This is a genomic window from Ruegeria sp. YTSC004, from assembly GCF_059609805.1.
This window is the reverse complement of sequence record NZ_JBXWMJ010000008.1, coordinates 83,654-96,630: the sequence shown is the minus strand read 5'-3', so window position 1 is coordinate 96,630 and position 12,977 is coordinate 83,654. Positions and strand designations below refer to the sequence as shown.

The window sequence follows — 12,977 nt, the reverse complement described above, 5'->3', positions numbered from 1 at the left end:
TGCCCTCGTACCTCACGAATAGATGCAGTCACGGAGCGTAATAAGCCCCTGCCGCAACTCTGTTTTTGGGGCCACCATTGCGACCCGGATAAATTGCTCGCCCGGGTTTTGCCCCGGATCACCTTGAGAAAGATATGCACCAGGCAGCACCCGAACACCGGTTTCCTGCCACAGCCTTAATGTGGTTTCCTCGCCATTTTCGACCGGCAGCCATAGGAAAAACCCGGCTTCAGGCGCCAAATAGCCCTGCACGCCCGCGAAAACCTCATCCGCGATCGTGTACTTTTCCTGATACAGCGCGCGGTTCTCGACAACATGCGCCTCATCTGCCCAAACTTTTGCGGCGGCAGCCTGCAAAGGTAGCGGTAAAGGCGCACCTGCGTAGTTGCGTAACTGCTTGACCCTCTTGATGGTCTCGGGACCACCGGCGATCAGGCCCGAGCGCAGACCAGCCAGATTGGACCGCTTCGACAGTGAATTGAACAAGGTGATCCGCTCCGGATTGGCCCCTAGTTCCTGCGCAACGGTCAGTACACCGGTTGGTGCCGTGTCACGGTAGATCTCGGAATAGCACTCATCCGCGAAGATGCGGAAATCATAGGTCTCGGCCAGTTGGATCAGTTCGACCCAATAATCGCGCGAGGCGACTGCGCCCTGCGGGTTCGCGGGAGAACAGATGTAGGCCGCCACGGTGCGGTTCAGAACATCCTTTGGTAGCCCCGAATAGTTCGGCAAGTGACCTGTGGCGGCAGTTGCGGATACGAATACAGGCTCGGCACGAACCGACAGCGAGGCCACCATATAGACCTGGTAGAATGGATTCGGGCACAGAATGGCGGGCTTTTCGCCATTTTTCTGCTCGGGACACAGTGCCATCGCCGCGTTGTACAATCCTTCGCGCGTGCCGTTCAGCGCCATCACGTTGGCGTCGGGGTCCATCGAAACGCCATAGCGGCGATCAATCCAACCTGTAATCGCCGACCGCAACTCGGGCGATCCTTCGTTTGGCGGGTATCCCTTAAACCCGGCCGCGTTTTCTGTGATCACATCGGTGACCCACGCCGGAAAATCATGCATAGGCGCGCCGATGGTCATGTGAATCACTTCGCCACCCGGCTGGTGGTGATCCAACAGGGTGCGCAAACGCGGGAATGCATATTCCGGTAGGTCCGAAAACCGTTCGGGGAAATTCATAACTACTGCCTCAATACCGGGATCATTTCGCCCCGTTTTACAGGCAGACTACAGATCGCACCCGGTTTCGTCCAGACAAAGAGGTGGCGAATCAGGGGATTGTGGCATTCAGGCCAACGCCGTCTCGGCGGCAGATCCCAGCCTTAGCAGGGCCTCTTCTGACCCCGGATATCCCATGATCATCACGCCACACCCGGGTATTCCGGTCGGCAGTGTCAGTGCAGCAAGTCCCATCAGATTGCCAATACGGGTGTTGCGCAGCGCCAACAGATTTTCCGTGACATAGTAGTCATGGTCATTCATCAACCGATCCAGATTCGGCGGCAAAATGGGCGCTGTCGGCGCAAGCACCGCATCAAACCCGGATGTGGCGGCATCCCATGCAGCCCGACAGGCTTTCAGCCTGGACCAGGCCGCGATGTAATCGGCACCGGTCGCGTTTTGACCCGACCGAAACCGTTCCAGAATCTCGGGGTACATGGCGTTAGGGTTGGCTTCGATCACATCGCGCCACAACCCATAAGCTTCGGTCGTGTACAGAATGCCGGACAGCGCCATGGCGTCGTGCAGCTCGGGGACGTCAAGCGGAACGATCTCGGCGCCTGCCTCGGTGAGTCTTTGCAACCCATCCTCAAAAGCCTTACGCGGTTCATCCCTCAGGTCGTCCTGCGCCACAGTCTGAAGATTGGCAAAGCGGCGGCCCTTCAGGCTGGCACCGCGAAGATCCGGTGGAGAGCGCCCCTCGAGCAGGGCCAGCATCTGAGCCGTGTCCTCGACTGAGCGGGTCAGTGGACCAACAGTGTCGAACCGCAGACACAAAGGCACTGTACCCTCAAGGCTGACGCGCCCGGCGGTGGTTTTCAGCCCGACCAGATTATTCCAGGCCGCTGGAATGCGCACTGACCCGCCCGTATCCGAACCGATCCCACAGGCGGCAAGCCCCCAGGCCACCGATGCCGCCGCGCCGGAAGAAGAGCCTCCGGATACAGCGTCTTCATCGTCAATGCATGGGGGCGTGCCAGTGATCGGGTTCAGGCCAAGGCCTGAGAAAGCCAGCTCGCTCATATGCGTCTTACCCAGACAGACCGTGCCCATGGCAGTGGCGTTACGCACAACGACCGCGTCCATTTCGGGCACCCGGCCTTTCAGCAAGGCCGAGCCTGCCTCAGTCGCGGTGCCGGCGGTGTCGAACAGATCTTTCCAGCTGATCGGCACACCATCCAGCAGGGACCGCCGCAGGCCCAGATTGGCGCGCTCCTGCGCAGCCAATGCCTCGGCCCTAGCACGATCATGCGTAACGCGGGCATAGATCCTGTCGCGGTGCGGATGCGCGTCGATGGCGGCCAGATAAGTCTCGGTCAATTCAACCGGATCGATCTGTCCCATGCCGATGCCCCGACCCAGATCACACGCCGTCATGGTCAGCCAGTCCTGCATCCCTGCCCCCTTGCGAAAAAAGCACTTTGAGGGACGGTAGCGACAGGACCGCACATGGACAATCCCGAAAGGGCGCGCATATTGCAGGCCATGGAACACAACTCGGATATCCTGATCGTAGGCGGCGGCCTGAACGGCCCGGCCCTGGCGCTGGCACTGGCCCAGACAGGGCATTCTGTCACCGTCATCGACGCATTGGCCGAAAAAGCCCGAAAAAACGCGGCTTTTGACGGGCGCGCCTATGCTCTGGCGCTGGCCTCGCAGCGGCTGCTGGATGCAGTTGGCGTCTGGGACAAAGTGGCAGACCATGCCCAGCCCATGCTTGAGATCAAGGTCACTGATGGCCATTCCGGCGTTGGTCCATCCCCGTTTTTCCTGCATTTTGACCATGCCGAGATTGAAGAAGGCCCGATGGGCTACATGGTCGAAGACCGCCACCTGCGCCGCGCGTTTCTGGATGCCATGGTCGGACAGGGCAGCATCACGCAGATCAGCGGCAAAACCGTTGTCGCGCAGGCCTCTGATGATACCGGCGTAACGCTGACGCTGGATGATGGCACGACCCTGACCGGCGGATTGTTGGTTGGCTGTGACGGGCGCCGCAGTGGCACCGCCGCGCGTGCCGGGATCAAGCGCACCGGCTGGGATTACGGCCAAACCGCGCTGGTTTGTGCCATTGAGCATGACCTGCCCCACAATGGCGTCGCGCATCAGTTCTTCATGCCCCCCGGCCCTTTGGCGATTCTGCCGCTGACTGGCAATCGCAGCTCGATCGTCTGGAGCGAGCGCACCGCAATGGCGCAGCGCATCAACGCGATGCCCGAAACGGATTACCTGCAGGTATTGCGCCCGCGATTTGGTGATTTTCTGGGTGATATCCGTCTGCAGGGTGACCGATTCACCTATCCGCTGAACCTGACCATCGCCAATTCCTTCATCGGTGACCGTATGGCGCTGGTAGGCGACGCCGCCCACGGCATGCACCCTATCGCAGGTCAGGGATTGAATGCAGGCCTTCGCGACGTAGGCGCTTTGGCGGAAGTTCTGACACTGGCTGGACGGCGCGGCGAGGATATCGCATCAGTTCTGGTGCTGGAGCGCTATCAGGAATGGAGACGGTTCGACACGGCGGCGCTGGCCATGGCGACCGATGTGTTCAACAAGCTGTTTTCCAACGACAACCCGATTTTGCGTTTCGGGCGCGACATCGGGATGGAGATCGTTGGCTCGGTCCCCGGCCTGCGCCGCGGCTTTGTGCGTGAGGCGGCCGGGCTGACCGGAGATCTGCCGAAACTCCTGCAAGGGCGCGCGATTTAATCCAGCTCGCGCGCTTCATCCACCAGCATGACCGGGATACCGTTGCGGATCGGAAAGGCAAGGTTGGCAGCTTTGGACACCAGTTCCTGCTTTTCGGCATCATAATGCAGCGTGGTGTGTGTCTGCGGACAGATCAGGGCCTCAAGCATGTGACGATCAAATGGGTGTTCGGCTTCGGTCATTGCAGTTTTTCCTCGCTCGATCCGCCGCGCATGGCGAATTCAATCAATGTCACCAATGTCTCGCGGCGCGTGCGAAGGCAAGGTGCCTCGAGCAACGCCTGTTTCTCTTCGGGATCGAAATCCAGCAGCATCGACAGGGAATTCACCAACAACTCGTCATCGGCATCCTTCAACGTGTCCCAGTCGGTCGACAGCTGGCGCGAGGAAAAAAACCGTTCAAGCAGATCCAAAAATCGCGACCGATCGAACGCATTATCCGCTTCGGCCTTGCCAAGATCGCGGTCAAACCCGACCCATGACACAGCACAACGGCGATAAGGCGTAAACGCATCCAACTCGGACTTGATCCTAAACCGCGAGACGCCGGACAGTGTGATCAGATACCGACCGTCTTCGGTTTCAGAGAACTGCGTCACACGCCCGGCACAGCCGATTTGATGCAGTTTGCTTTCGTTGGACTGACATGAGTTCGGCTGGATCATACCGATCAGCCGTTCAGGCGTTTTCAGCGCGTCGTCCAGCATTTGCAGGTAACGCGGCTCAAAAATATGTAGCGGCAAGCGAGACCGGGGCAGCAAAAGCGCCCCGGGCAATGGGAAAACGGATACCGTCTCCGGCAGGTCAGCGGGATGCATCATGTACCCGAGTGTAGCCCTGATCAGGATTTAGGCAAATATCATCGAGCTGAGCTTGCGCCGCCCGTTCAGAACAATCGGATCATTGGCCTTCAGCGCGTCGAAAATGGTGAACAACTGTGCCTTTGCGGCACCGTCATCCCACTCGCGGTCGCGGCGGAACAGTTCCAGCAACTGCGCAACAGCCTCTTCAACTTCACCATTGGCGTGCAGCGCCTGTGCAAGATCGAACCGCGCCTGATGGTTGTCTGCATCCGCCTCGACCGCCGCTTTCAGTTCACCCACAGGACCAGCATCGGCAGCCTGTTTCGCCAGCTCCAGTTGGGCATGGGCTGCTTCAACCTCGGCCGAGGTTGAAAACTCTGCGGGTGCGCCGTTCAGAATGGCCTCGGCCTGCTCCAAATCGCCCGCGGCAATATGGGCACGCACCAGACCGCCATAAGCGGCGGCGTGGTTTGGATCTTCCCCCAGAATGGCGGAAAAGGTCTGCGCGGCATCCACAGCTGCGCCATCGGCCAGCATTTCTTCGGCGGCCAGAACAGCGTCATCCAGCTGCCCTCCGGGGCTTTCACCACCGGAGGCCTCAATCACTCGGTCCACAAACGCCTTGATCTCGGACCCTGGAACGGCACCCTGAAACCCGTCGACCGGTTGACCTTTGTAGAACGCGTATACGGTCGGGATCGACTGAACGCGCATTTGCGAGGCGATCATCTGTGCCTCATCCACATTAATCTTAACCATCTTCACCGCCCCTTTGGCGGCGGTCACAGCCTCTTCCAACAGCGGCCCAAGCGTTTTGCACGGACCACACCAGGGGGCCCAGAAATCCACGATCACAGGGATTTCCTGTGAGGCCTCGACGACATCGGCCATAAAGGTGGCCTCGGATCCGTCCTTGATCAGATCGGCGGTATCGGGTCCGGCTGCGGCGTTCAGAAGGTCCATGGCATTCACTCTTTCGTTCGAATTTGGCCCCTATATGCAACTGCAATGTGCAGAAACCAAGGGGAGAGTTGCAGGGTCAAAGGTCGAATGTCGCAAAGACTGGTGCGTGGTCGCTGGGTTTTTCCCACCCGCGCGCATCGCGCAGAACGCGGCTGGAGTGCCCTGCGTTCGAGATATCCTGCGTGGCCCAGACATGGTCCAGACGCCGCCCCTTGTCGGCTGCGTCCCAATCGCGGGCCCGGTAGGACCACCAACTGTATAGCTGCCCGTCGGGGATGTCCTGACGGGTAATGTCCACCCATCCGCCTGCGTCCTGCGTTTCGGCCAGCGCCTCAACCTCGATCGGCGTGTGTGAGACGACTTTGAGAAGTTGCTTATGCGACCAGACGTCATCCTCGCGCGGGGCGATGTTCAGATCGCCAACCAGAATGGACTTTTCGGGCTTTTCGGCATGGAACCAGTCGCGCATATCTGTGAGGTAGTCGAGCTTCTGCCCAAACTTCTCGTTCTTTTCTCGGTCTGGGATGTCGCCACCGGCCGGGACATAGAAGTTGTGAATGGTGACACCATTTTCCAACCGCCCAGCGATGTGGCGCGCGTGGCCGAGACCTGCAAAATCCTTGTCACCGACTTCTTCCATCGGCAGGCGCGACAGGATGGCGACGCCGTTATACCCCTTCTGGCCCCTTGCAACCATGTGGGTGTACCCCAGTTCGGCAAATCCGTCGGTTGGGATTTTCTCAACCGGCGACTTGCACTCCTGCAAACACAATACATCGGGAGCTTCTTCCTGCAGTAATTTCAGCACGATAGGCTCGCGCAGGCGGACCGAGTTGATGTTCCAGGTAGCAAGAGTAAAGGGCATGGGGGATTCCTCTGTCGCGGTTAGGCGGAGGTTAACGTGGTGTGGGATGGGGTGCCATGGAAAAAGATCACCGAAGGGCGTGGATTATTCGGTGGCTGTTAAGCGGACAAAACGGGCCTTCGCCTTGTCTAGCTTCGGATCAATAGAGGGTGTCTATTAGGGTGTAAATTCGTTCTTCATTTTGCTGATACAAGCACAATGCTGCGTCTCTTGTGCTCATGAAATCCATACTTGAAGTAAACAGTTGTTCACAATCTGCGTTGCGGCTTGCGATCCACTGACGCTGGTTCGTCCGCAAGTCTTTCTTTTCGCGGCTGTTCTTTCTAGCAATTGCCGCATCATATACGCGCCCGAGGATGCTGTCGCTCTGCATAAGTTCTTTATCGATGCAGAAGAGCTGTTCCACTTTGGTTGTCGCCTTCGCGCAGTTGAAACTAGGGCCAAATGGGCGCAGTCGAACGTCTGGTCCCATCGTATTAATAACTCCGTCTACGCAAGCTTTGCGTCCCCCGTGAATTGGCTTGGGGTCATCAACACGACGGTAAAACCCAAAGCAACGAGCCGAGATTTCTGTCATCCACTTCATTTCCCCCGGCCCATAGAGATCGGAAAACATTTCGAGCGTACCAAAGGGAAATCCGTTTGAGACTGCGAATTCTGCAATAGCTTCATTGCACAAATTGTGGCGAACGCCAGATGCAGAACACGAATGAATTCCCAACATAGAACCCTTCGTCAAGATTGAATAATCTCCGGCGGGAAAGAGGATCATAGCACAAGATGACGCGCATTCTTGATGGGCGATGACTCCATATGAATTTGCTGTGATGCGTTTCGCCAGTTCAACAGCAGCGGCAACATTTCCGCCTGGACTAGTCACTAACAGTGCATGAATACTTGGTGGATGTGCACTTATCGCGTCCTCGAAGCGAGCCGCATCGCCGGTTTCGATAGCACCTTTACCGACAACCAGCGTGACCTTGTCATTGATGGGAGATGGCTCCACATTGAATGACATAGGCAATGCCGATAGGGGGAAGCAGATCAGACTGAGTGTGAAAAACGCCAAATAGCGAAAAATCGACCGCGTAATTCGCGAATAGGCGACAAAGAAGTTCATCTCTGCTTTGCTCTGAGTTTCTGTCGGTCAAACATGACCACAAAAGTTGCCTTTCAAACAATACGGTTTGTACTTCGGTTCTGACAATGTCTCCTTTGGGCTCAAAGCGGACTTCAAATCCCCACCGTCTACAAAAAAAGGCCGGGCCATAAGGCCCGGCAGTCCAACAGGGAGGTGCATGTCATAACCCGGACATGCGCGGGTTGGGAGTAATCTAATTACACATCCAGAGTATCACTTTGATCCACGTCAATCCACCCGGAGTTACGAAACCAAGCGATATCCGCCCGATTCTGTGACCAAAAGGCGCGCGTTCGATGGGTCGGGTTCGATCTTTTGGCGCAGGCGGTATATGTGGGTTTCCAGCGTATGTGTGGTGACACCGGCGTTATAACCCCAGACCTCGTGCAGCAGGACGTCGCGGGCGACCACGCCATCTGCCGAGCGGTATAGGAACTTGAGAATGTTGGTTTCTTTCTCGGTCAGGCGGATCTTGCGATCCTCTTCGGTGATCAACATCTTCATCGCCGGCTTAAAGGTATACGGCCCCAGCACAAAGACCGCGTCCTCGGATTGCTCATGCTGACGTAGCTGCGCGCGGATGCGGGCCAGTAGGACCGGAAATTTGAACGGCTTAGAGACGTAATCATTGGCGCCGGCATCCAGACCCAGAATCGTATCTGCGTCGCTGTCATGGCCGGTCAGCATCAGGATCGGGCTTTTGACGCCTTGTTTGCGCATCAGACGGCACAGCTCACGACCGTCCGTATCCGGCAGACCGACGTCCAGAATGACCAGATCATAAATCGCCTCGCGCGCCCGCTCCATGGCGGATTGCCCATCCGCCGCTTCGAACACGTCGAAATCCTCGGTCATCACGAGTTGCTCGCTGAGCGCTTCGCGTAGATCTTCATCGTCATCCACCAGCAGGATTTTCTTGAGCTGAGCCATGTCCGGTCCTCCTAAGCCTTTTCCACCATTTGCGTGCGGAAGATGCAATCAACAAGATTTACTGCAATGGTCTCACGCCCTCGTGTCTGACGCAGAGGAATTGTTTCACTTTTTCTTCTGTTCGGGTTAGACGAAGACCAACACGTTATAGGGTAACATAGATGAGTCTTATCCCCGATATCTCGGAATTGCTGGCACGGGCCCGCGCGGATCTGCGTATGGGCGTTCCCGTCGTATTGACTGATGACAGCGGGTTCAGCGTCATAGCGATAGCATCTGAGACGTTAAGCGCGCAACGGCTGGCCGATCTACGGAACTTCGAAGGTCAGCCTGTGGTCGCGATCACCGTAAGACGCGCAGAAACGCTGAAGGCACGTGCCTATGATGGCGACCTCGCACGGGTAATTATCCCATCAGACACCGACATCGCATGGGTTCAGGCGGTCGCCGATCCCTCGGAAGATCTAAATACCCCGATGAAAGGCCCTCTGATGTCCGAGCGTCAGGGTAGTGCCAACCTGCACCGTATTGCCATCGCTTTGACGAAGTCCGCGCGCCTCTTGCCGGCCGCCGTGGTGGTTCCAATTGATGACGGTCGCGATTTTGCGGTGGCACATGGCCTGACCTGCATCGACCACACCCGTGCCGCGCCGCACCTCGCGGACCGCAGCGCGCTGCACGCCATTGCCGCCGCACGCCTACCGATGGAAGTGTCCGAGGCCGGTCGCCTGCACGTTTTCCGCCCAGAAGATGGCGGAGAAGAGCACTATGCCGTGGAAATCGGTCGCCCGGACAGAAGCAAACCTGTGCTGGCCCGTTTGCATTCGGCCTGTTTCACGGGCGACTTGATGGGCAGCTTGAAATGCGATTGCGGACCCCAGCTGCGTGGTGCGCTTTCCCAGATGGGGTCCGAGGGCGCTGGCGTGTTGCTGTACCTCAATCAAGAAGGACGCGGCATCGGCCTTGCCAACAAAATGCGGGCCTATTTCCTACAGGATCAGGGTTTTGACACGGTCGAGGCCAATCACCGATTGGGGTTCGAAGACGATGAACGTGATTTCCGACTGGGATCGGACATTCTGAAAGAACTTGGGTTTTCGTCGGTTCGATTGCTGACAAACAACCCGGCGAAAATCGCGATGATGGAAAAGACAGGCATCGCGGTGACCGAAAGAGTACCGCTGAAAGTGGGCGAAACAGCCCATAATCGGGGATACCTGGCAACCAAGGCCGCAAAGTCGGGCCATTTGCTGTGACCCCGGACGATCTGGTTCTTACACCACGGGGCATCCGGTTTGCCGGGCGCCTCTTTCCTTGTTCGATCGGAAAAGGCGGCCTGACGGATGACAAGCACGAAGGCGATGGGGCAACGCCAATCGGTGTGCATCACATAGTCGGTATGCTGTTTCGACCAGATAGAATTGCAGCTCCGTCCTCATGGGCCATCCCAATAGGCCCCGGCGATCTTTGGTCTGATGACAGCGCGGACAGCCAGTACAATCAGATGGTCAGCGAGCCCTATGCCCCCAGCCACGAAAAGCTGCGGCGCGCGGACCCCCTGTACGATCTTGTTCTGATCACCGACTGGAACTGGCCGAACTCTGTGTCAGGCCGGGGATCAGCCATTTTCCTTCACCAGTGGAGACGCCCCGGCTACCCGACCGAAGGCTGTGTCGCTTTTCGCCGCGACCATCTGCATTGGATCGCGCGTAGAATTTCCCCCGGAACGCGTCTGATTATCCCGCAGGTTTGACCCTCTCGCCAAAGATGGCGGACCCCACGCGCACATGGGTGGCCCCCAACGCGATCGCCTGCTCGAAGTCACCGCTCATCCCCATCGAGAGCCCTTCTAAACCGTTGCGTTCGGCGATCTTGGCCAGCAACGCAAAATGCAGCGAGGGTTCCTCTTCAACCGGCGGGATTGCCATCAGACCCTGAACCGGCAAATCCAGTTCGCGGCACTCGGCGATGAAGGCGTCCGCATCAACCGGCATGATCCCTGCTTTTTGCTCTTCTTCTCCGGTATTGACCTGAATGAACAGATCCGGGCAGTGGCCAACCTCTTGCGCCAACCGTGCCAGTGTTTTGGCAAGCTTGGGCCGATCCACCGAATGAATCGCGTTAAACAGCTCCATTGCCTGCCGGGCCTTGTTGGTTTGCAGCGGTCCGATCAGATGCAGGTCAATCTCTGAGAATTTCTCTTTAAAGCCCGGCCATTTTTCGGCCGCTTCCTGCACGCGGTTTTCCCCGAAACAACGGTGGCCCTGGCTTAGCACAGCCTCAACACGTTCATTCGGCTGGACCTTTGAAACCGCGATCAGCTTTGTCGATCCCGCAAGTCGTCCGGCGGCGGATTCGGCCTTGGCGATGCGGGCAGTGATGTCGTGCAGCGACATGGAATTCCTTTCTCTGCTTTGAGGGCAGAAAAACACCAAGTCCGCGCAAAAGAAAAGGGCAGGTCCAAAGACCTGCCCTTAAACTTTGTGGTTCAGATCAACTTAGAAGTTGAACTGAGCACCGAAGTCAGCACGTACTTGGCTGTCGCCGTCGCCACGCTTCTGTTGGCCCAGACCACCGCGCAGCGATGCGCCGCCGCCCAGGTCGTACTTAACGCCGATACCATACTGCTGCAGGTCGTCATCCGCCGAACCGTCACCGTAAGCGGCGGTCAGAGTGGTTGCCGCGCCCAGGTTGTAGGCCAGCGACAGACCGTATGCGGTGCCGTTGCGAGCGTCGTTTACAACGTCATCGTCAGCTACAAACAGTGTGCCCGAGAAGTCACCGAATTCTGCGCCCAGGGTCAGAACGGCCAGCGACTGCTTTTCGCTGCTGCTGTTCACGTTCGCCTTGGTTTCACCATAGGCCAGCGCTGCGGTGATGTTGTTGAAGTTGTAGGTTACGCTAACGTCCCAGCGGTCTGCGTCCTGCGCAACACCGTCCAGAGCAACAGTTGCCTGGTCGTAAGATGCGCCGAAAGCGAAGTCGCCAACTGCGTACTGGAAGAACACAGCGTTCGCACCCGAACCGGTCGACGAGTAACCCAGGAAGCTGTAGTCAACGCCCGAGTACTGGCCGATGAAGCTTTCCAGGCCAGGCTCGTTACCGTAGTAGTTCGCCAGGTTGTCGAACGAACCCGCAACGTTGCCCGCGTCAACACGCAGACCACCGTAGATGACCGAGAAACGTGCGCCGTTCAGGCCAGCCGAGTTGGCTTCGCCGTTGCCGGCATTTTCGTCAGCCTGCAGACGAACACGAGCCGAGAACTCAACGCCGCCATCGGTTTCTGCGGTGCCGTCGATGTTCAGGCGGAAGCGCGAGACCAGGATGGTGTTGTCGGTGTCGACGGTCGCGGTGCCAGCGGCAGTAACTGCGCCAGTTGCCGGATCAACGGTGAAGTTGTCAACAGTACCGGTACGGTCTTCAAGGTAGCCAATACCAAAACGACCGTAGCCGCTGAATTTAACGTCGGCCGCTGCAACGCTTGCGGTTGCAATCAGAGCGGTCGATGCGAAGAGAACTTTTTTCATCTTGTTTCCCTCGGTTTCAAAAGTTTTTCTACTCGACATATGCCTCAGCACATGTCTCAGCACGGGAACCGTTTCGCTCGGATTACCCCCAAAGCGCAAGCTTGCCTTAAATGTGAAGGGTGCATTGGCCCCAAATTGGTGCAAGGATGCCACAGTCGATATTTGGGGACTAAACTGCCGTCCACACTGACATGTGTAACAAGAATAGGGTTGTTGCTGAACTGGACCTTGTCTAGGAGTAACACTTAACAAAGTAGACCAAGTGAAACAGGACCAGTCGACAATGCGCCTGCAGACGATTTTCGGTTTGATCATAATAACTGCTGCCGTGTCGGCCTGCGGACAGAATCAGAGTGCGGCTCCGAATCCCGCATTGCTGTATACAGATAGCACACGTACAGAAGAACGAGAGCTGAACGATCCGGAGCGCACAACAATCTGGGACGTATTCAACCGCGGGAATGCCGAACAGATCGTCAATGTGAATCGGTATCTTTGGGCTGCCTCGCTGGATGTGCTGAATTTCCTCCCGATTCAGGAGGTTGATCCATTTACCGGCGTGATCGTAACAGGTTACGGCACGCCGCCTGGTGGCGGACGCTCTTATCGCGCGACCGTGCATATAAGCGACCCGGCCCTGGCGGCGCGGTCGCTTTCGGTGGCACTGCAGACCAGCGGGGGCGCTCCGGTAAGCGCCGCGACGTCGCGGGCGGTCGAGGATGCGATCCTAAACCGCGCACGCCAGTTGCGCATTGCGGACAACAAACTCTAGCCACCCGCCGAAAATCACAATATTACCAC

At 57.6% G+C, this 12,977-nt stretch carries 14 protein-coding genes; 4 read left to right on the top strand and 10 right to left on the bottom strand.

Annotated features, from left to right (window positions below; translation table 11 throughout):
• Positions 1-12 precede the first annotated feature (12 nt).
• A complete protein-coding gene (locus tag AC2FFP_RS15180; protein ID WP_496844660.1) occupies positions 13-1,194 on the bottom strand; it encodes an aminotransferase class I/II-fold pyridoxal phosphate-dependent enzyme in 1,182 nt (393 codons plus the stop codon).
• A 108-nt stretch (positions 1,195-1,302) separates the two neighbouring features.
• Positions 1,303-2,631, bottom strand: coding sequence for an amidase (locus AC2FFP_RS15175; RefSeq protein ID WP_496881215.1), 1,329 nt, complete (start codon positions 2,629-2,631; stop codon positions 1,303-1,305).
• A 54-nt stretch (positions 2,632-2,685) separates the two neighbouring features.
• Between AC2FFP_RS15175 and AC2FFP_RS15170 the strand changes: the two genes are divergently transcribed.
• Entirely contained in the window at positions 2,686-3,948 is a 1,263-nt protein-coding gene (locus AC2FFP_RS15170) for an FAD-dependent monooxygenase (RefSeq protein ID WP_496881214.1), read from the top strand.
• Here AC2FFP_RS15170 and AC2FFP_RS15165 read toward each other — a convergent pair.
• The 6 genes from AC2FFP_RS15165 to AC2FFP_RS15140 all read right to left on the bottom strand — a co-directional run bounded on the left by AC2FFP_RS15165 (position 3,945) and on the right by AC2FFP_RS15140 (position 8,649).
• Positions 3,945-4,130: a Trm112 family protein gene (locus AC2FFP_RS15165; RefSeq protein ID WP_109310669.1), complete on the bottom strand. Its 186-nt coding sequence runs from the start codon at positions 4,128-4,130 to the stop codon at positions 3,945-3,947. The genes AC2FFP_RS15170 and AC2FFP_RS15165 overlap by 4 nt on opposite strands.
• Positions 4,127-4,768 (bottom strand): LON peptidase substrate-binding domain-containing protein, encoded by a 642-nt coding sequence (locus tag AC2FFP_RS15160; RefSeq protein WP_496881213.1) that lies wholly within the window; start codon positions 4,766-4,768, stop codon positions 4,127-4,129. The genes AC2FFP_RS15165 and AC2FFP_RS15160 overlap by 4 nt, the downstream gene beginning before the upstream one ends.
• Positions 4,769-4,795: 27 nt before the next feature.
• Positions 4,796-5,713 (bottom strand): thioredoxin, encoded by a 918-nt coding sequence (gene trxA / locus AC2FFP_RS15155; RefSeq protein WP_496844664.1) that lies wholly within the window; start codon positions 5,711-5,713, stop codon positions 4,796-4,798.
• Positions 5,714-5,789: 76 nt separating this feature from the next.
• On the bottom strand, positions 5,790-6,578 hold the full coding sequence (locus tag AC2FFP_RS15150) for an exodeoxyribonuclease III (RefSeq protein ID WP_282152973.1): 789 nt from the start codon (positions 6,576-6,578) through the stop codon (positions 5,790-5,792).
• A gap of 139 nt (positions 6,579-6,717) precedes the next feature.
• Positions 6,718-7,698 carry a lysozyme inhibitor LprI family protein gene (locus AC2FFP_RS15145; protein WP_496881212.1) on the bottom strand — a complete coding sequence of 327 codons (981 nt, stop codon included), beginning with the start codon at positions 7,696-7,698 and terminating at the stop codon, positions 6,718-6,720.
• A 264-nt stretch (positions 7,699-7,962) separates the two neighbouring features.
• A complete protein-coding gene (locus AC2FFP_RS15140; protein ID WP_058272567.1) occupies positions 7,963-8,649 on the bottom strand; it encodes a response regulator transcription factor in 687 nt (228 codons plus the stop codon).
• 161 nt (positions 8,650-8,810) lie between these two features.
• On the opposite strand from AC2FFP_RS15140, the gene ribA reads away from it, so the two are divergent.
• Both ribA and AC2FFP_RS15130 read left to right on the top strand, forming a co-directional pair.
• Positions 8,811-9,905 (top strand): GTP cyclohydrolase II, encoded by a 1,095-nt coding sequence (gene ribA / locus AC2FFP_RS15135; protein WP_496844665.1) that lies wholly within the window; start codon positions 8,811-8,813, stop codon positions 9,903-9,905.
• Positions 9,902-10,402 (top strand): L,D-transpeptidase family protein, encoded by a 501-nt coding sequence (locus tag AC2FFP_RS15130; protein WP_496782840.1) that lies wholly within the window; start codon positions 9,902-9,904, stop codon positions 10,400-10,402. The genes ribA and AC2FFP_RS15130 overlap by 4 nt, the downstream gene beginning before the upstream one ends.
• Here AC2FFP_RS15130 and AC2FFP_RS15125 read toward each other — a convergent pair.
• Positions 10,386-11,045, bottom strand: coding sequence for a YggS family pyridoxal phosphate-dependent enzyme (locus AC2FFP_RS15125; protein ID WP_496782843.1), 660 nt, complete (start codon positions 11,043-11,045; stop codon positions 10,386-10,388). The genes AC2FFP_RS15130 and AC2FFP_RS15125 overlap by 17 nt on opposite strands.
• A 102-nt stretch (positions 11,046-11,147) precedes the next feature.
• A complete protein-coding gene (locus AC2FFP_RS15120) occupies positions 11,148-12,176 on the bottom strand; it encodes a porin (RefSeq protein ID WP_496726562.1) in 1,029 nt (342 codons plus the stop codon).
• A gap of 283 nt (positions 12,177-12,459) precedes the next feature.
• Here AC2FFP_RS15120 and AC2FFP_RS15115 point away from each other — a divergent pair, with 283 nt between their 5' ends.
• Positions 12,460-12,948 carry a DUF3576 domain-containing protein gene (locus AC2FFP_RS15115; protein WP_496726561.1) on the top strand — a complete coding sequence of 163 codons (489 nt, stop codon included), beginning with the start codon at positions 12,460-12,462 and terminating at the stop codon, positions 12,946-12,948.
• Positions 12,949-12,977: the final 29 nt, after the last annotated feature.

Excerpts from the sequence above, each read along its gene's own strand:
- AC2FFP_RS15125 (WP_496782843.1), bottom strand. The coding sequence starts at position 11,045 with ATGTCGCTGCACGACATCACTGCCCGCATCGCCAAGGCCGAATCCGCC.
- AC2FFP_RS15180 (WP_496844660.1), bottom strand. The coding sequence starts at position 1,194 with ATGAATTTCCCCGAACGGTTTTCGGACCTACCGGAATATGCATTCCCG.
- AC2FFP_RS15150 (WP_282152973.1), bottom strand. The coding sequence starts at position 6,578 with ATGCCCTTTACTCTTGCTACCTGGAACATCAACTCGGTCCGCCTGCGC.
- trxA (WP_496844664.1), bottom strand. The coding sequence starts at position 5,713 with ATGGACCTTCTGAACGCCGCAGCCGGACCCGATACCGCCGATCTGATC.
- AC2FFP_RS15165 (WP_109310669.1), bottom strand. The coding sequence starts at position 4,130 with ATGACCGAAGCCGAACACCCATTTGATCGTCACATGCTTGAGGCCCTG.
- AC2FFP_RS15140 (WP_058272567.1), bottom strand. The coding sequence starts at position 8,649 with ATGGCTCAGCTCAAGAAAATCCTGCTGGTGGATGACGATGAAGATCTA.
- AC2FFP_RS15120 (WP_496726562.1), bottom strand. The coding sequence starts at position 12,176 with ATGAAAAAAGTTCTCTTCGCATCGACCGCTCTGATTGCAACCGCAAGC.
- AC2FFP_RS15170 (WP_496881214.1), top strand. The coding sequence starts at position 2,686 with ATGGACAATCCCGAAAGGGCGCGCATATTGCAGGCCATGGAACACAAC.
- AC2FFP_RS15145 (WP_496881212.1), bottom strand. The coding sequence starts at position 7,698 with ATGAACTTCTTTGTCGCCTATTCGCGAATTACGCGGTCGATTTTTCGC.
- AC2FFP_RS15115 (WP_496726561.1), top strand. The coding sequence starts at position 12,460 with ATGCGCCTGCAGACGATTTTCGGTTTGATCATAATAACTGCTGCCGTG.
- ribA (WP_496844665.1), top strand. The coding sequence starts at position 8,811 with ATGAGTCTTATCCCCGATATCTCGGAATTGCTGGCACGGGCCCGCGCG.
- AC2FFP_RS15160 (WP_496881213.1), bottom strand. The coding sequence starts at position 4,768 with ATGATGCATCCCGCTGACCTGCCGGAGACGGTATCCGTTTTCCCATTG.
- AC2FFP_RS15175 (WP_496881215.1), bottom strand. The coding sequence starts at position 2,631 with ATGCAGGACTGGCTGACCATGACGGCGTGTGATCTGGGTCGGGGCATC.